The following is a 15,454-nucleotide window of genomic DNA, read 5'->3' as shown; positions in this document are numbered from 1 at the left end:
ATGTCGCGCTTTTTGGTCATGAGGGCGGGCCTAGAAGCGCTCGAGGTAGGCGACGCCGCCCAGGTTGTTCATCTGCCGACGGATCCAGGCGCTGCGCTCGGCCACCGCGGCGCTGGGCCGCGCCGCATCACGCCCCCGCGGGTCGGGCAGGATCGCCGCCAGGCGGCTGGCCTGGGCCGCACTCAGCCGGTCCGCCGAGACGCCGAAGTAGTGCTGGGCCGCGGCCTCCAGGCCGAACACGCCGCTGTCCCACTCGGCGATGTTGAGGTAGACCTCGAGGATGCGCTGCTTGGGCCACAGCGCCTCGATCAGCAGGGTGAACCAGGCCTCCAGGCCCTTGCGAACCCAGCTGCGCCCGGTCCACAGGAAGAGGTTCTTGGCGGTCTGCTGGCTGAGGGTGCTGGCACCGCGCAGGCGGCCCCCGTTGCGGCTCGCCTGCCAGGCGCGGCGGATCTCCACCAGATCGAAGCCATGGTGCTCCAGGAAGCGCTGGTCCTCGGCGGCGATCACCGCCAGCTTGGCGTGGTCGGAGAGCTCGTCCCAGGGCCGCCAGCGGTGCTGGATGTCGAGGGGCTCCCGGGCCACCCAGGCGTGCACCTGGCGCTCCACCATCACCATGGAGCCGAACACCGGCGCCTGGCGGAACAGCAGCACCAGCAGCACCGAGAGCGCCAAGAAGCCCAGTGCCGCCCGCCACAGCCAGCCCCACAGCCGTCGTCTCCACCTGGCGATCATCGCCGACCTCGCCGCATGCGTCTCTCCCCGCGTGGTGGGCCCTGATCCCGGGCCCGCGTTAGCCTGCGGCCAGTATAGGGCCCGGGAGGCAACGGGGGGAGGCGCCGGGCTCAGCGCTTCCTGTGCAGCCGCTCGGCGTGGTAGCGCAGGTGGTCCTCGATGAAGCTGGCGATGAAGTAATAGCTGTGGTCGTAGCCGGGCTGGCGGCGCAGGGTCAGCGGATGGTCATGCTCGGCGCACACCGCCTCGAGGCGCTCAGGGCGCAGCTGCTCTTCGAGGAAGTCGTCGGCCTCGCCCTGATCGATGAACAGCGGCTGGCGGGAGGCGCCGCGGGCCACCAGCTCGCAGGCGTCGTACTGGGTCCACTTGCCGCGATCCTCGCCCAGGTAGCCGGAGAAGGCCTTCTGCCCCCAGGGGCACTCGGTGGGATTGACGATGGGCGCGAAGGCCGACACCGAGCGGTAGTGGCCCGGACGGCGCAGCGCCATCACCAGGGCGCCGTGGCCGCCCATGGAATGACCGCTGATCGACTCGCGGCCGTTGACCGGGAAGTGCTGGCGCACCACCGAGGGCAGCTCCTCGGTGACGTAGTCGTACATCCGGTAGTGGCGCTTCCAGGGTTCCCGGGTGGCGTTGACGTAGAAGCCGGCGCCGGAGCCGAAGTCGTAGCTGTCATGCTCACCCGGCAGGTCGGTGCCGCGCGGGCTGGTGTCGGGGCAGACGATGGCGATGCCGAGTTCCGCGGCGAGTCGCTGGGCGCCGGCCTTCTGCATGAAGTTCTCGTCGGTGCAGGTGAGCCCGGAGAGCCACCACAGCAGTGGCACCCGCTCGGTCTCGGCCTGGGGCGGCAGGTAGATGGCGAAGATCATCTCGCAATCCAGCGCCCGGGAGCGATGGCGGTAGCGCTTGTGCCAGCCGCCGAAGCTCTTGTTGGCCGATACCAGTTCGAGGTTCTCGGTCATGGTCATGAATTCACTCTCCTTGTCGGCCGGGAACTTCCGGCCGCCGATCGACAAAGTGGCGCCCGATGCCTCAGCATCGGACGCCTATCAATCACCACGCGCGGTAACGGGCGCGTACCAATCAATCACGCGCAGCATCGAGCGCGTATCGATCAATAGTGCAGCACGGTACGAATGCTCTCGCCCTTGTGCAGCAGCTCGAAGGCCTCGTTGATCTTTTCGAACGGCATGTCGTGGGTGATGAAGTCGTCGATATTGATCTCGCCGTTCATGTACTGCTCCACGTAGCCCGGCAGCTCCGTACGGCCCTTCACGCCGCCGAAGGCGGAGCCCTTCCAGACCCGGCCGGTCACCAGCTGGAACGGACGGGTGCTGATCTCCTCGCCGGCACCGGCAACACCGATGATGATCGACTCGCCCCAGCCCTTGTGACAGCACTCCAGCGCCTGACGCATGACGTTCACGTTGCCGATGCACTCGAAGGAGTAGTCGACGCCGCCATCGGTCAGGTCGACGATGACCTGCTGGATGGGGTCGCTGTACTCCTTGGGATTGACGAAGTCGGTGGCGCCGAACTGCTCGGCGAGCTTGAACTTCTCCGGGTTGACGTCGATGGCGATGATGCGGCTGGCCTTGGCCATCTGGGCACCCTGGATCACCGCCAGACCGATGGCACCGAGACCAAAGACGGCCACGGTGGAGCCCGGCTCGACCTTGGCGGTATTCATTACCGCACCGATACCGGTGGTCACGCCACAGCCCAGCAGGCAGATCTTGTCCAGCGGCGCCTGCTTGGAGACCACCGCCAGGGACACCTCGGGAACCACGGTGTACTCACTGAAGGTGGAGGTGCCCATGTAGTGGTGCAGCATCTTGCCGTCCAGCGAGAAGCGGCTGGTGCCGTCGGGCATCAGGCCCTTGCCCTGGGTGGCGCGCACGGCGCCGCACAGGTTGGTCTTGCCGGAGAGGCAGAACTTGCACTGGCCACACTCGGCGGTATAGAGCGGGATGACGTGATCGCCGGGGCGCACGCTGGTGACGCCCTCGCCCACCTCCTGGACGACGCCGGCCCCCTCATGGCCCAGCACCGCCGGGAAGTTGCCTTCCGGATCGGCACCGGAGAGGGTGTAGGCATCGGTATGGCAGACGCTGGTGGCGGCCATCTTGACCAGCACCTCGCCGGCCTTGGGGCCCTCGACGTCGATCTCGACCAGCTCCAGGGGCTTGCCCGCTTCCAGGGCGACTGCGGCGCGTGATTTCATATTCGTTCTCCTCGCTTGGGAAAGTTTAGATACAGTCTAGGCTACAATCCGGACCGGTATAAACTGCACCAAAGGCATTACATTATTGCCATACAGCAATAATCTTGCATTCTTCAGGAGAGTCCATGCAGCGCTGGGATCGTATCGAAGCCTTCGTCGAGGTGGTGCGGCTGGGCACCTTTGCGGCGGCCGCGCGGGAGCTTTCGGTCTCCAACTCCCACGTCAGCCGGCTGGTCAGCCAGCTCGAGCAACAACTGGGCACCGCCCTGCTCTATCGCACCACGCGCCAGATCAACCTGACCGACGCCGGGGCGCTCTACTACCGCCACTGCCGCCATCTGTTCGACGGCTTTCGCGAGGCCGAGGCAGCGATCGATGACCTCCAGGACCGCCCCCAGGGGCGCCTCTCCCTCACCTCCGCCACCACCTTCGGCGAGCGCTTTCTCGCCCCGCTGGTCAACGACTTCCTGCTCGAACACCCTCAGCTGGAGGTCCGCATGCACTTCACCAACCGCCAGGTGGATATCATCGACGAGGGGTTTGATGTGGCGATCCGCATGGGCCGCCTGGAGGACTCCAGCCTGGTGGCCAGGCGACTGTGCGAGCGCCGCGAGTATGTGGTCGGCGCCCCGGCCTACTTCGAACATATCTCCCAACCCCATGCCCTGGCCGAGCTCCCCCGCCACCGCTGCCTGATCGGCAGTCGTGACCAGTGGCGCTTCGCGGTGGATGGCGTGCGCCGCGAGGTGCGCGTGGAGGGCGGCTGGCGCGCCAACTCGGGGCCGGCGCTGCTGGATGCGGCCCTCAAGGGACTGGGGCTGGCCCAGCTGCCGGACTACTACGTCGAGGAGCACCTGGCCAGCGGCGCCCTGGTCTCGGTGCTCGATGCCTACCGCCACGCCGATACCGCGGTGTGGGCGGTCTTCCCTCGCCACCGCCAGCGCTCCCCCAAGCTGCACCGTTTCCTGGACTACCTGGTGGCGCGCCTGCCGGAGCGCCTTCCCGGCCAGCAACGACGAGGCGCCCCGCAGGGCGCCTCGCTGGACGATGGCGCGACGCGCCTTACGTGACGTCCTGCTACTTGAAGTTCTTCTTCACGATCTTCTGGATCTCGCCGACGATGCCGCTGCGGAAGCTCAGCACGCAGATCACGAAGATGGCGCCGAGGATCACGCTCACCCAGTTGCCCAGGGGCGACTGCGCCAGCTGGGTCTGCAGGCTGACCACCAGCCCGGCCCCTACCAGCGGACCAAACAGGGTGCCCACGCCGCCCAGCAGGGTCATCAGGATCACCTCGCCGGACATGTGCCAGTGGGCATCGGTGAGCGAGGCGAGCTGGAACACCACCGTCTTGGTGGCGCCCGCCAGGCCGGCCAAGCCGGCGGAGAGCACGAAGGCCAGCAGCTTGTAGGCGTCGACGTTGTAGCCCAGCGACACCGCCCGCGGCTCGTTCTCGCGAATCGCCTTGAGCACCTGGCCGTAGGGCGAGTGCACGGTACGGTGGATGATGGCGAAGCCGATCAGGAACACCGCGAACACGAAGTAGTACATGTTGAGGTTGCTGTTCAGGTCGATGAGGCCGAACAGCGACCCGCGCGGCACCCCGTGCAGGCCATCCTCGCCGCCGGTGAAGGGCGCCTGGACGAAGAAGAAGAACATCATCTGCGCCAGCGCCAGGGTTACCATGGCGAAGTAGATCCCCTGGCGGCGGATCGCCAGGGCGCCGAACAGGGTGCCCAGCACCACGGCGGCGAAGGTGCCGATCAGGATGCCGAGCTCGGGGGTGAGCCCGGGGTAGCTGGCCAGCATGATGCCGGTGAAGTAGCCGCCGGTGGCCAGGAAGGCGGCGTGCCCGAAGGAGAGCAGGCCGGCGAAGCCGAGCAGCAGGTTGAAGGCGCAGGCGAACAGCGCGAAGCACAGCACCTTCATCAGGAACACCGGGTAGGCCACGAAGGGGGCGGCCAGGCCGATGGAGATCAACACCAGGTAGAGGGTGTTGCGGCGCAGCTTGGCCTGGCGGCGGCGCTGCATGGCCGGGGTCAGGGTCTGGGTTGCCGACATGGCGTCATGCCTCCTTGCCGAAGAGTCCCGCGGGACGCAGCATCAGGACCACCACCATCACCAGGAAGATCACGGTGTTGGCGGCCTCGGGGTAGTACACCTTGGTCAGGCCCTCGATCAGGCCCATGCCAAGGCCGGTGAGGATGGCGCCGAGGATCGAGCCCATGCCGCCGATCACCACCACGGCAAAGACCACGATCAGCAGGCTCGAGCCCATGGTCGGCGACACCGGATAGAGCGGCGCGGCCAGCACCCCGGCGAAGGCGGCGAGCGCCACCCCGAAGCCGTAGGTCAGGGTGATCAGCTGGGGCACGTTGACACCGAAGGCCTGCATCAGCGCCGGGTTCTCGGTGCCGGCGCGCAGGTAGGCGCCGAGCCGGGTGCGCTCGATGATGAACCAGGTGGCCAGGCAGACGCCGAGAGCCGCCACCAGCACCCAGGCGCGATAGGTGGGCAGGAACATGAAGCCCAGGTTGTGGCCACCCTCGAGGGCGGCCGGCGTCGGGTAGCTGGAGCCCGAGACGCCGAAGAAGTTGATCAGAGAGCCCTCGAAGATCAGCGCCAGGCCGAAGGTGAGCAGCAGCCCGTAGAGATGGTCGAGGTGGGCGATGCGACGCAGGATGAAGCGCTCGATCAGCGCCCCCAGGCCGCCCACCACCAGCGGCACCAGCAGCAGTGCCACCCAGTAGTTGATGCCCAGGTACTGCAGCCCCAGCAGGGCGGCGAAGGCACCCAGCATGTACTGCGCACCGTGGGCGAAGTTGACGATCTTCAGCAGGCCGAAGATCACCGCCAGCCCCAGGCTGAGCAGGGCATAGAAGGCACCGTTGATCAGGCCCAGCATCAGCTGGCCCATGAACACCATCAACGGCACCCCGAAAATCATCGTCATGTCATGGACCTCCCGTCAGGGGCGGCGGCCGAAGCCGCCGCCATGCCGCATCCGCTCAGTTGTTGACCAGGTCACACTGGCTCTCGGAAAGCGGGCGGTAGGCCTCCTCGGCGGGGATGGTGGCGAGGATTTCGTAGACGTCCCACTCGCCGGTGGACTCCTCCGGGGTCTTCACCCGTGCCAGGTACATGTCGTGGACCATGCGGCCATCCTCGCGGATGCGGCCGTTGCGCGAGAAGAAGTCCTCCACCGGGCGCTCGGCCATGGCCGCGCGGATGGTCTCGGGGTCGTCGGTGCCGGCCTCGGCCACGGTCTCCAGGTAGTGCATGGTGCTGGAGTAGATGCCCGCCTGGACCATGGTCGGCCGCGTGCCGACACGCTCGAAGTAGCGATCGGCCCACTCGCGCGCCTGGTCGTCCATGTCCCAGTACCAGCCGGTGGTGAGCAGCAGGTTCTGGGTGGCCTCGAGGCCCATGGAGTGGACGTCGTTGAGGAAGATCAGCAGGCCGGCGAGCTGCTGGCCGGACTGGGTCAGGCCGAACTGGCTGGCGGTGGTGATGGCATTGACGGTGTCGGCGCCGGCGTTGGCCAGGCCGACGATCTTGGCCCCGGAGCCCTGGGCCTGGAGGATGTAGGAGGAGAAGTCGCTGGTCGGGAAGGGATGGCGCACGCCGCCGACGATCTCCCCACCGTTCTCCTCCACCACCTTGGTCACGTCCCCCTCGAGGGCATGGCCGAAGGCGTAGTCGGCGGTGAGCATGAACCAGGTGTCGCCGCCCTGCTCGACCACCGCCTTGGCGGTGCCGTTGGCCAGCGGGTAGGTGTCATAGACCCAGTGGATATGGTTGGGGGTGCAGTGCTCGTTGGTCACGCTGGAGGCGGCAGAGCCGGAGACAATCCCCAGGCCATCGTTTTCCTCGATCACCTTGGTGGCAGCGATGGAGACCGAGGAGGCCACCAGGCCGGCGACCAGGTCGACGTTGCGGGTGTCGAACCACTCGCGCACGGTGTTGGCACCCACGTCGGCGCTGTTGCGGTCATCGGCGCTGAACACCTCGATGGGGGCGCCGTTGACCTCGCCGCCGAAGTCCTCGATGGCCATCTCCAGGGCCGCGAGGCCGCCGGGACCGGCGAGGTCACGGTAGGTGCCGGACATGTCGGCGAGGTAGCCGATGCGCACGGCATCGTCGCTCATCTGGGCCTGGGCGCCGCTGGCCATCAAGGTGGCGGTGGCCAGGGCGATACCGGTGGCGAGTGACTTGCGATGGAAGCTCATGGTTGACTCCGTGGCCCACAGAGGGGCGGTTTGTTGTTGTCGATACGGTTGGCGGTGGTGAAACTGCCGGGCGACGGGCGCGCCGTCACACCCCCAGCAGGGCGTTGAGGTGGTCGCGCCGCGAGGGCAACTCGGCGGCCGTGATCTCCTCGATGATGCGACCGTGCTCCATCACGAAGTGACGGTCGGCCAGCGGTGCGGCGAAGCGGAAGTTCTGCTCCACCAGCACGATGGTCATGCCACGCTCCTTGAGCTTGACCAACACCTCGCCGAGCGCCTGGACGATGACCGGGGCGAGGCCCTCGGTGATCTCGTCGAGCAGCAGCAGTCGCGCCCCGGTGCGCAGGATGCGCGCCATGGCCAGCATCTGCTGCTCGCCGCCGGAGAGCCGGGTGCCCTGGCTGCGGCGGCGCTCGTAGAGGTTGGGGAACATGGCGTAGATCTCGTCGAGGCTCATGCCGTCGGAGCGCACCGTGGGCGGCAGCAGCAGGTTCTCCTCGACGTCGAGGCTCGAGAAGATGCCGCGCTCCTCGGGGCAGTAGCCGATGCCCAGCCGCGGGATGCGATGGGGCTTCATGCCGAGGGTCTCGTTGCCGTTGATCATGATCGAGCCGGTGCGCCGGCCGACCATGTTCATGATCGCCTTGAGGGTGGTGCTGCGCCCGGCGCCGTTGCGGCCGAGCAGGGTCACCAGCTCGCCTCGCTTCACGTCGAAGTCGACGCCATGCAGGATGTGCGACTCGCCGTAGAAGGCGTGCAGGTCGCTGACCCGCAGCATCTCGACACCATCATGCTGGGGAGTGGCCGCGCGGGTCTCGCGCAGGGCCTCGGCTGCCTGGCTCATGCGCTGGCCTCCTCTTCCGCGGCGGCGTCGCTGCCCATGTAGGCCTCGCGCACCTGGGGATTCTTCGACACGGCCTGGTAGTCGCCCTCGGCCAGCACGCTGCCGCGCGCCAGCACGGTGATGCGGTCGCACAGCCGGCTGACCACGCTCAGGTTGTGCTCCACCATCAGCACGGTGCGCCCCTTCGAGACGCGGCGGATCAGCTCGACGATGCGGTCGACGTCCTCGGCGCCCATGCCCTGGGTCGGCTCGTCGAGCAGCATCACCGTGGGCTCGAGCGCCAGGGTGGTGGCCACCTCCAGGGCGCGCTTGCGGCCGTAGGGCATCTCCACGGTGAGCACGTCGGCGTACTCGGCGAGGCCCACCTGGTCGAGCAGCTCCAGGGCGCGCGCATTGAGGTGATCGAGGCTGCTCTCGGGCTTCCAGAAGTGGAAGGAGGTGCCCAGCTTGCGCTGCAGGGCCACCCGCACGTTCTCCAGCGCGGTCATGTGACCGAACACCGCGGAGATCTGGAAGGAGCGCACCAGGCCCAGGCGCGCGATCTCGTTGGCCTTCATGCGCGTGATGGGCTTGCCGCGATAGAGGATCTCGCCGCGGGTCGGCGGCAGGAACTTGGTGAGCAGGTTGAAGACGGTGGTCTTGCCGGCCCCGTTGGGGCCGATCAGGGCATGGATATGCCCCTCCTGAACCTGCAGGTTGACGTCGTCCACGGCGGTGAAGCCGCGAAACTCCTTGGTCAACCCGCGAGTCTCCAGTATGAACGCCTGGGTCATGGATCGTCCTCTCGGGGCCCCGTGGGACCCGCCGTGGTGCTTGTTGTCGTTGTTGTGCCATCCGCTTCGGACGGCGCCGGCATCGCGCCAGCACTTTACGTTAACGTAAGCTAGAGAAGAGCCCGCGGCGGGGCAATAGGCCCAAGGTGCAAACTCGACTAATGGTGTAGACCCCGAAATATCAATAGCTTGCAAACAAGTCGCCATCCGGGTTCGCCGCGGCGCACAAAGCCCGGTAAAATGATGCGCTTACACGTCAAGCCGGACCCAGCACCATGTCACCTCCGCCTCCCGCCTCCTGGCCGATCGGCTTCGGGGCCACCTGCCTGCGCGCCACACTCTATATCCTGCTGGTGGGCGCCCTGGCCCAGGGCGTCTACCTCGAGGCCCTGCACTTCCCCGATGCGCGTTTCTCCGAACGCGGCTTCACCGAGCTGGCCCAGACCGGCCTACTGGCCACCGCTTCCGCCCTGCTGCTCTACGTGATGCTCGGGCTACGCCAGCTGCGCCTCGTCGCCCTGCTGATGTTCGGTTTCCTGTTTGCCTCGCTGATCCGCGAGCAGGATGCGCTGCTCGATGCCCGGGTCTTCGACGGTGCCTGGCAGCTGCTGGTCAGCCTGACGCTGCTGCCGATCCTGGCCGTGGTGATCCGCCGGCGACGGCGCTTCGTGGCCGAGTTTGCCGCCTACGCCAACAGCTTCTCCTTCGGGCTGTTCGCCGCGGGCTTCCTCACCACCTACGTCTTCTCGCGGCTCTACGGGCGCCAGGACATGTGGCGCGCCATCCTGCAGGAGCACTACCTGCGCGACTTCAAGAACGCCGCCGAGGAGGTGGTGGAGCTGTTCGGCTATGCCCTGCTGCTGATCGCGGTGATCGAGCTGCTGCTGCTGGCGCGCCGCTGGGCCCTGGCCCGCCGGGCGGGCTGACTCCCGGCACGGCCGTCAGCAACGAAGAAGCCCCCGCAGGCCTGGCCTGCGGGGGCTTCTTGATGGGACGAGCGCCGGCCGGGACCGGCGCGTCGCGCCCTACTCGTCGAGGAAAGAGCGCAGCGGCTCGGAGCGGCTGGGATGGCGCAGCTTGCGCAGCGCCTTGGCCTCGATCTGGCGAATCCGCTCGCGGGTGACGTCGAACTGCTTGCCGACCTCCTCAAGGGTATGATCGGTGTTCATGTCGATGCCGAAGCGCATGCGCAGCACCTTGGCCTCGCGCGCGGTGAGACCACCGAGCACGTTGCGGGTGGCCTCGATCAGCCCCTCGCCGGTGGCGGAGTCGATAGGCAGGATCATGGTGCTGTCCTCGATGAAGTCGCCCAGGTGCGAGTCGTCGTCGTCACCGATGGGGGTCTCCATGGAGATCGGCTCCTTGGCGATCTTGAGCACCTTGCGCACCTTGTCTTCCGGCATCTCGAGACGCTCGCCCAGCTCCTCGGGGGTGGGCTCGCGGCCCATCTCCTGGAGCATCTGCCGGGAGACCCGGTTGAGCTTGTTGATCGTCTCGATCATGTGCACCGGAATACGGATGGTGCGCGCCTGGTCGGCGATGGAGCGGGTGATCGCCTGGCGAATCCACCAGGTGGCGTAGGTGGAGAACTTGTAGCCGCGGCGATACTCGAACTTGTCCACCGCCTTCATCAGGCCGATGTTGCCCTCCTGGATCAGGTCCAGGAACTGCAGCCCGCGGTTGGTGTACTTCTTGGCGATGGAGATCACCAGGCGCAGGTTGGCCTCGACCATCTCCTTCTTGGCGCGGCGCGCCTTGGCCTCGCCGATAGAGAGGCGGCGGTTGACCTCCTTGATCTCCTGCACCGGCAGACGAATCATCTCCTCCTCGAAGGCGATCTTGCGCTGGGCGCGCTGGATGTCGGCGCGCAGCGGTGCCAGGCGGTCGGCGTACTTGGGGTGCTCCGCGGCGAAGGCGTCGAGCCACTCGGGATCGGACTCATGCCCCGGGAAGGCCTTGATGAAGGTCTTGCGCGGGACACGCGCCTTCTTGACGCACAGCTGCATCACCGCCTTCTCCTGGGCGCGCACCTGCTCGACGCTGATGCGCACCTGGTTCACCAGGCGCTCGAAGTGCTTGGGCACCAGCTTGATCGGCGAGAACAGCTCGGCCAGGCGCGCGAGCTCCTCCTGGGCGGGCTTGGCATGCCGGCCGTGAGCCTCGATGGCGGCCTTGGCGGCGGCATTCTGCTCGCGAATCTGCTCGAAGCGCGCCCGCGCCTCCTCGGGATCGGGACCGCCGCTGCTCTCCTCCTCGGCCTCGCCATCCTCGTCGTCATCCTCCGATGCCTGGGGCTCCTCCTCGGGCGCCTCCGCCTCGGCCACGCCGGGGATGCCCTCGTCGGGGTCGATGAAGCCGGAGAAGAGGTCGGAGAGGCGGCCGGGGGCCTCCTCGTCCTGGGTGGCGTCGTAGGCATCGAGGATGGAGTCCACCGCACCGGGCAGGTAGGCCAGCGCCGACATCACCTCGCGGGTGCCCTCCTCGATGCGCTTGGCGATCTCGATCTCGCCCTCGCGGGTCAGCAGCTCGACCGTGCCCATCTCGCGCATGTACATGCGCACCGGGTCGGTGGTACGGCCGACGTCGCTCTCCACGGCGGCCAGCGCCGCCACGGCCTCCTCGGCCGCCGACTCGTCGGTGGAGTGATCCGACATCATCAGGGTGTCTTCATCGGGGGCTTCCTCGACGACGCTGATGCCCATGTCGTTGATCATGCCGATGATGTCTTCCACCTGATCCGGGTCGGCGATATCCTCGGGCAGATGGTCGTTGACCTCGGCATAGGTCAGGAAGCCCTGTTCCTTGCCGCGCGCGATCAACTCCTTCAGACGCGACTGCTGCTGCGCATTTCCAGCCATAGAAACCCTATCTCGACGAAGAAGAATGAAGCACCTGAAGCGCTGGGTGGAGAAAACTCGTGAAGCCGAACAGTATAGCGGCAGAAAGCACCTTTCTGCCAGTTCGATCTATTTGCGCGGTCATTCAGGTGTGTTAGGTTGTCAGGTTACGCCGGTGCCGAGCGCTCATCCCTATGTGGGGATGGTAGGAGCGAAATCAACCTCGGCGCCAATGTGAACTGTCGTTTTGACCTCCCGGTCAGCGGTGCAGTTCGGTGATCAGTGCCATCAGGCGCTGCTTCTCTTCCCGCGACAGCCGTTCCCCCGCCCTCTCCCTGGCCAGCAGCGCGTCGATTTCCTCCTGGGGCGAGCGCCGGCGGCGATGACGCCGGAAGTGCCCCACCAGCCCCTCCAGCTCGGCACGCCGCGCCGTCCGCGGGATCAGCAACTCACGCCGCGCCAGCGCCGCCAGGCGCTCCCCCTCCGGGGTGCCGTGGAAGTGCGCCAGCAGCACCTGGGGGCTGCGGTACCCCCCGGCGCGCAGCAGGCGGATCACCTCGCGGCACAGGGCCCCGTCCGGATCCTCTTCCGGACACCAGTCATCATCCGCGGGCAGCCCCTCGACCAGCGCCGGCTCGTGCACCAGCAGCTGCAGGGCCCGCGCCGCAAGGCTGAGCGCCCCGGCGCGGCCTGTTGCCGCTTCCGGGGCCTCGCCGGGGCCCGGCGGCGGCTCGGGCGGCCTGCCGGCCTCCCGGCTTTGCGGGCCGGCGCCCGAGGGCGCGCCCGTCGCAGGGGCGCCCTCAGCCTTCGCCAGCAGCGCCGAGAAGTTGGCCGCCTCCACGCCGGTGCGCCGCGACAGCTCGCTGAGCATCAGCGAGCGCAGCACCCCCTCGGGCAGCCGGCCGATCGCCTTGAGCACCTGGCTGGCGTAGCGCTCGCGCTCCTCGAGCCGCGCCAGGTCGCGCCCCGCCGCCGCCTGGTCGAAGAGGAACTCCGACAGCGGGCTGGCGCAGGTGATGCGATCCTGGAAGGCCTCGGCGCCCTCGCGACGCACCAGGGTGTCCGGGTCCTCCCCCTCGGGCAGGAACAGGAAGCGTGCCTGGCGGCCGTCGATCATCAGCGGCAGCACCGTCTCCAGCGCCCGCTGGGCGGCCTGGCGACCGGCGCGATCGCCGTCGAAGCAGAACACCACCTCATTGACCAGGCGGAACAGCCGCGACAGGTGCTCGTCCGTGGTGGCGGTGCCCAGGGTGGCCACCGCGTTGCGGATGCCGAACTGGGCCAGGGCCACCACGTCCATGTAGCCCTCGACGATCACCACCCGCTCCAGGCGATGGTCCGCCTGGCGGGCTTCAAAGAGGCCGTAGAGCTCGCGCCCCTTGTGGAACACCGGGGTCTCGGGGGAGTTGAGGTACTTGGGCTTGGCATCGCCCAGCACCCGCCCGCCGAAGCCGATGGTGCGCCCCTTGATGTCGCGGATCGGGAACATCACCCGGTCGCGGAAGCGGTCGTAGGTACGCCCGCTCTCCTCGCGCTGCACCAGCAGGCCGTACTCCACCTGCACCGCCTCGCCGATGCCGCGCTCGCCGAGGTGGCGCTTGAGGTGCTCCCACCCCGCCGGGGCGTAGCCGATGCCGAAGGTGTCGATCACCTCCGGCGCCAGGCCGCGCCCCTCCAGGTAGGCGCGCGCCCCCTGCGCCTCGGGCATCTTCAGCCGCTCGCGGAAGAAGCTGGCGGAGAGCTCCAGCAGATTGACCCCCGCCTTGCGCTTGCGCTCGCGGGCCTGGGCGCGCGGATCATCGGCCCCCTCCCGGGGCACCTCGAGCCCCAGGCGCCCGGCCAGCTGCTCCACCGCCTCGGGGAAGCGCAGCTTGTCGTACTCCATCAGGAAGCGCAGGGCGTTGCCGTGGGCGCCGCAGCCGAAGCAGTGATAGAACTGCTTGTCGGCGCTGACGGTGAACGAGGGGCTCTTCTCCTGGTGGAAGGGGCACAGGCCCGAATAGTTGCGCCCGGCCTTCTTCAGCTTGACCCGCTCGCCCACCACCTCGACCACGTCGACGCGGGCCAGCAGGTCATCGATGAAGCGCTGGGGAATCTGTCCGGCCATGAAGCGGGATCACCTCGGCATCGGCGCTGCGATCACAGCGGGTGGCGGCGTCGGCGGCCACCCCGAAAAAACAAGCGGCCACCGGATGGCGGCCGCTTGGCGTCCTCCTGAGATCGACGGGCCTAGGGCCCGGCGTCTCCAGTACGGATCAATAGAGCCGTTCGAAACGCTTGCGCTCACGCTGGAGCTTCTTGGCGTGACGCTTGACGGCAGCGGCCGCCTTGCGCTTGCGCTCCGCGGTCGGCTTCTCGTAGTGCTCGCGACGACGCACCTCGGAGAGAACACCGGCTTTTTCGCAGGAACGCTTGAAGCGACGCAGTGCGACGTCAAACGGCTCGTTATCACGTACTTTGACAGAAGGCATTAAGCACTCACCTACCTTAGGTAACTAGAGTTCGGTTAGTACGCACACCCCTGCGGGTGGCACGTTTCGCGACGAAATAACGTCCGGAACGCCGTGGCGCGCCGGAAAACGAGGCAATCGGTCGCGGAATGCCGCCCCTGGGTGCACGACCCAGTCTTGCAGCGCACGACAGTCTAGACCCCGCACCGGGCCTTTGCAAATGCTTTCCGCGCCCATGGCGGGTAGAATGGCGGCCCGATTTCACCACCGAGCCGAACCATGCGCGTACTGGGCATCGAGACCTCCTGCGACGAGACCGGCGTCGCCCTCTTCGACACCGAGCGCGGCCTCGTGGCCGACGCCCTCTACAGCCAGGTCGCCATGCACGCCGAGTACGGCGGCGTGGTGCCGGAACTCGCCTCCCGCGACCATACCCGCCGCCTGCTGCCGCTGATCCAGCAGGTGCTCGACGAGGCGGGCCTGGACCGAAGCGGGCTGGACGCCATCGCCTACACCGCCGGCCCCGGCCTGGTGGGGGCGCTGATGGTGGGCGCCGCCACCGCCCACGGCATGGCTCGCGCCCTGGGGATCCCGGTGCTCGGCGTCCACCATATGGAGGGCCACCTGCTGGCCCCGATGCTGGAGGAGGACCGCCCCGCCTTCCCCTTCGTGGCCCTGCTGGTCTCCGGCGGCCATACCCAGCTGGTGGAGGTCCGCGGCCTCGGGCGCTACACCCTGCTTGGCGAGTCGGTGGACGACGCCGCCGGCGAGGCCTTCGACAAGGCGGCCAAGATGCTCGGCCTCGACTACCCCGGCGGCCCCCAGGTGGCACGCCTGGCCGAGCATGGCGACCCCGGGCGGCTGCGCTTCCCGCGGCCGATGACCGACCGCCCGGGGCTGGACTTCAGCTTCTCGGGCCTCAAGACCCACACCCTCACCGCCATCCGCACCCTGGAGGCCGAAGGCGCCCTGGACGACCAGGCCCGCGCCGACGTGGCCCGCGCCTTCGAGGAGGCGGTGGTGGATACCCTGGTGATCAAGTGCCGCCGCGCCCTGGACCAGACCGGCCTCAAGCGGCTGGTGGTGGCCGGCGGGGTCAGCGCCAACACCCGCCTGCGCGAGCGGCTGGAGCACGAGTGCGCCAGGCGCGACGCCCGGGCCTACTACCCGCGCGGACGCTTCTGCACCGACAACGGCGCCATGATCGCCTATGTGGGCGCCCAACGCCTGCTGGCCGGCGAGCGCGACGCGACCGGCGTCATGCAGGCGGTACCGCGCTGGCCGATGGATACCCTGACACCTCCTGCCGGAAGCTGAACGGCGCCATGATCGCGCTCTTCATGTGACGGCGCCCAACGCCTG

At 67.9% G+C, this 15,454-nt stretch carries 15 protein-coding genes; 4 read left to right on the top strand and 11 right to left on the bottom strand.

Annotated features, from left to right (window positions below):
* Nucleotides 1-30: 30 nt before the first annotated feature.
* The 3 genes from mtgA to Q673_RS31340 form a co-directional block, all read right to left on the bottom strand.
* Entirely contained in the window at nt 31-735 is a 705-nt protein-coding gene (mtgA, locus tag Q673_RS31350; protein WP_023006708.1) for a monofunctional biosynthetic peptidoglycan transglycosylase, read from the bottom strand.
* Between the two features lie 110 nt (nt 736-845).
* A complete protein-coding gene (gene fghA / locus Q673_RS31345; protein WP_023006707.1) occupies nt 846-1,703 on the bottom strand; it encodes an S-formylglutathione hydrolase in 858 nt (285 codons plus the stop codon).
* Nucleotides 1,704-1,849: 146 nt separating this feature from the next.
* Nucleotides 1,850-2,959 (bottom strand): S-(hydroxymethyl)glutathione dehydrogenase/class III alcohol dehydrogenase, encoded by a 1,110-nt coding sequence (locus Q673_RS31340; RefSeq protein ID WP_023006706.1) that lies wholly within the window; start codon nt 2,957-2,959, stop codon nt 1,850-1,852.
* Nucleotides 2,960-3,084: 125 nt separating this feature from the next.
* Between Q673_RS31340 and Q673_RS31335 the strand changes: the two genes are divergently transcribed.
* On the top strand, nt 3,085-4,029 hold the full coding sequence (locus tag Q673_RS31335) for a LysR family transcriptional regulator (protein ID WP_023006705.1): 945 nt from the start codon (nt 3,085-3,087) through the stop codon (nt 4,027-4,029).
* A 7-nt stretch (nt 4,030-4,036) separates the two neighbouring features.
* Here the strand turns inward: Q673_RS31335 and Q673_RS31330 are convergent, their stop codons facing one another.
* The 5 genes from Q673_RS31330 to Q673_RS31310 all read right to left on the bottom strand — a co-directional run bounded on the left by Q673_RS31330 (nt 4,037) and on the right by Q673_RS31310 (nt 8,805).
* Nucleotides 4,037-5,020 carry a branched-chain amino acid ABC transporter permease gene (locus Q673_RS31330; protein ID WP_023006704.1) on the bottom strand — a complete coding sequence of 328 codons (984 nt, stop codon included), beginning with the start codon at nt 5,018-5,020 and terminating at the stop codon, nt 4,037-4,039.
* A gap of 4 nt (nt 5,021-5,024) precedes the next feature.
* On the bottom strand, nt 5,025-5,912 hold the full coding sequence (locus Q673_RS31325) for a branched-chain amino acid ABC transporter permease (RefSeq protein WP_023006703.1): 888 nt from the start codon (nt 5,910-5,912) through the stop codon (nt 5,025-5,027).
* Nucleotides 5,913-5,967: 55 nt separating this feature from the next.
* Nucleotides 5,968-7,188, bottom strand: coding sequence for an ABC transporter substrate-binding protein (locus Q673_RS31320; RefSeq protein ID WP_023006702.1), 1,221 nt, complete (start codon nt 7,186-7,188; stop codon nt 5,968-5,970).
* Nucleotides 7,189-7,273: 85 nt separating this feature from the next.
* Entirely contained in the window at nt 7,274-8,032 is a 759-nt protein-coding gene (locus Q673_RS31315) for an ABC transporter ATP-binding protein (protein ID WP_023006701.1), read from the bottom strand.
* Entirely contained in the window at nt 8,029-8,805 is a 777-nt protein-coding gene (locus Q673_RS31310; RefSeq protein ID WP_023006700.1) for an ABC transporter ATP-binding protein, read from the bottom strand. Before Q673_RS31310 ends, Q673_RS31315 begins: the two co-directional genes overlap by 4 nt.
* A 275-nt stretch (nt 8,806-9,080) precedes the next feature.
* On the opposite strand from Q673_RS31310, the gene Q673_RS31305 reads away from it, so the two are divergent.
* Nucleotides 9,081-9,731 (top strand): hypothetical protein, encoded by a 651-nt coding sequence (locus Q673_RS31305; protein ID WP_023006699.1) that lies wholly within the window; start codon nt 9,081-9,083, stop codon nt 9,729-9,731.
* 99 nt (nt 9,732-9,830) lie between these two features.
* Here Q673_RS31305 and rpoD read toward each other — a convergent pair whose 3' ends face one another.
* Nucleotides 9,831-11,663, bottom strand: coding sequence for an RNA polymerase sigma factor RpoD (gene rpoD, locus Q673_RS31300; RefSeq protein ID WP_031218427.1), 1,833 nt, complete (start codon nt 11,661-11,663; stop codon nt 9,831-9,833).
* Between the two features lie 25 nt (nt 11,664-11,688).
* On the opposite strand from rpoD, the gene Q673_RS36585 reads away from it, so the two are divergent.
* The gene (locus tag Q673_RS36585) at nt 11,689-11,880 is read left to right on the top strand and encodes a hypothetical protein (protein WP_152527125.1); all 192 of its coding nucleotides are present in this window, start codon (nt 11,689-11,691) and stop codon (nt 11,878-11,880) included.
* Nucleotides 11,881-11,901: 21 nt separating this feature from the next.
* Here Q673_RS36585 and dnaG read toward each other — a convergent pair whose 3' ends face one another.
* Both dnaG and rpsU read right to left on the bottom strand, forming a co-directional pair.
* Nucleotides 11,902-13,749 carry a DNA primase gene (dnaG, locus tag Q673_RS31295; RefSeq protein WP_023006697.1) on the bottom strand — a complete coding sequence of 616 codons (1,848 nt, stop codon included), beginning with the start codon at nt 13,747-13,749 and terminating at the stop codon, nt 11,902-11,904.
* Nucleotides 13,750-13,897: 148 nt separating this feature from the next.
* Nucleotides 13,898-14,113 carry a 30S ribosomal protein S21 gene (rpsU, locus tag Q673_RS36070; RefSeq protein WP_016416934.1) on the bottom strand — a complete coding sequence of 72 codons (216 nt, stop codon included), beginning with the start codon at nt 14,111-14,113 and terminating at the stop codon, nt 13,898-13,900.
* A 258-nt stretch (nt 14,114-14,371) separates the two neighbouring features.
* On the opposite strand from rpsU, the gene tsaD reads away from it, so the two are divergent.
* On the top strand, nt 14,372-15,409 hold the full coding sequence (gene tsaD / locus Q673_RS31285; RefSeq protein ID WP_023006695.1) for a tRNA (adenosine(37)-N6)-threonylcarbamoyltransferase complex transferase subunit TsaD: 1,038 nt from the start codon (nt 14,372-14,374) through the stop codon (nt 15,407-15,409).
* The last annotated feature ends 45 nt before the right edge of the window (nt 15,410-15,454 follow it).

Source organism: Halomonas sp. PBN3 (assembly GCF_000475415.1).
Lineage (GTDB): Bacteria > Pseudomonadota > Gammaproteobacteria > Pseudomonadales > Halomonadaceae > Halomonas > Halomonas shengliensis.
Note: the sequence above shows the minus strand (reverse complement) of the source record. Positions and strands in the feature narration are given on the sequence as shown.

Excerpts from the sequence above, each read along its gene's own strand:
- mtgA (WP_023006708.1), bottom strand. The coding sequence starts at position 735 with ATGATCGCCAGGTGGAGACGACGGCTGTGGGGCTGGCTGTGGCGGGCG.
- fghA (WP_023006707.1), bottom strand. The coding sequence starts at position 1,703 with ATGACCATGACCGAGAACCTCGAACTGGTATCGGCCAACAAGAGCTTC.
- Q673_RS31340 (WP_023006706.1), bottom strand. The coding sequence starts at position 2,959 with ATGAAATCACGCGCCGCAGTCGCCCTGGAAGCGGGCAAGCCCCTGGAG.
- Q673_RS31335 (WP_023006705.1), top strand. The coding sequence starts at position 3,085 with ATGCAGCGCTGGGATCGTATCGAAGCCTTCGTCGAGGTGGTGCGGCTG.
- Q673_RS31330 (WP_023006704.1), bottom strand. The coding sequence starts at position 5,020 with ATGTCGGCAACCCAGACCCTGACCCCGGCCATGCAGCGCCGCCGCCAG.
- Q673_RS31325 (WP_023006703.1), bottom strand. The coding sequence starts at position 5,912 with ATGACGATGATTTTCGGGGTGCCGTTGATGGTGTTCATGGGCCAGCTG.
- Q673_RS31320 (WP_023006702.1), bottom strand. The coding sequence starts at position 7,188 with ATGAGCTTCCATCGCAAGTCACTCGCCACCGGTATCGCCCTGGCCACC.
- Q673_RS31315 (WP_023006701.1), bottom strand. The coding sequence starts at position 8,032 with ATGAGCCAGGCAGCCGAGGCCCTGCGCGAGACCCGCGCGGCCACTCCC.
- Q673_RS31310 (WP_023006700.1), bottom strand. The coding sequence starts at position 8,805 with ATGACCCAGGCGTTCATACTGGAGACTCGCGGGTTGACCAAGGAGTTT.
- Q673_RS31305 (WP_023006699.1), top strand. The coding sequence starts at position 9,081 with ATGTCACCTCCGCCTCCCGCCTCCTGGCCGATCGGCTTCGGGGCCACC.
- rpoD (WP_031218427.1), bottom strand. The coding sequence starts at position 11,663 with ATGGCTGGAAATGCGCAGCAGCAGTCGCGTCTGAAGGAGTTGATCGCG.
- Q673_RS36585 (WP_152527125.1), top strand. The coding sequence starts at position 11,689 with ATGAAGCACCTGAAGCGCTGGGTGGAGAAAACTCGTGAAGCCGAACAG.
- dnaG (WP_023006697.1), bottom strand. The coding sequence starts at position 13,749 with ATGGCCGGACAGATTCCCCAGCGCTTCATCGATGACCTGCTGGCCCGC.
- rpsU (WP_016416934.1), bottom strand. The coding sequence starts at position 14,113 with ATGCCTTCTGTCAAAGTACGTGATAACGAGCCGTTTGACGTCGCACTG.
- tsaD (WP_023006695.1), top strand. The coding sequence starts at position 14,372 with ATGCGCGTACTGGGCATCGAGACCTCCTGCGACGAGACCGGCGTCGCC.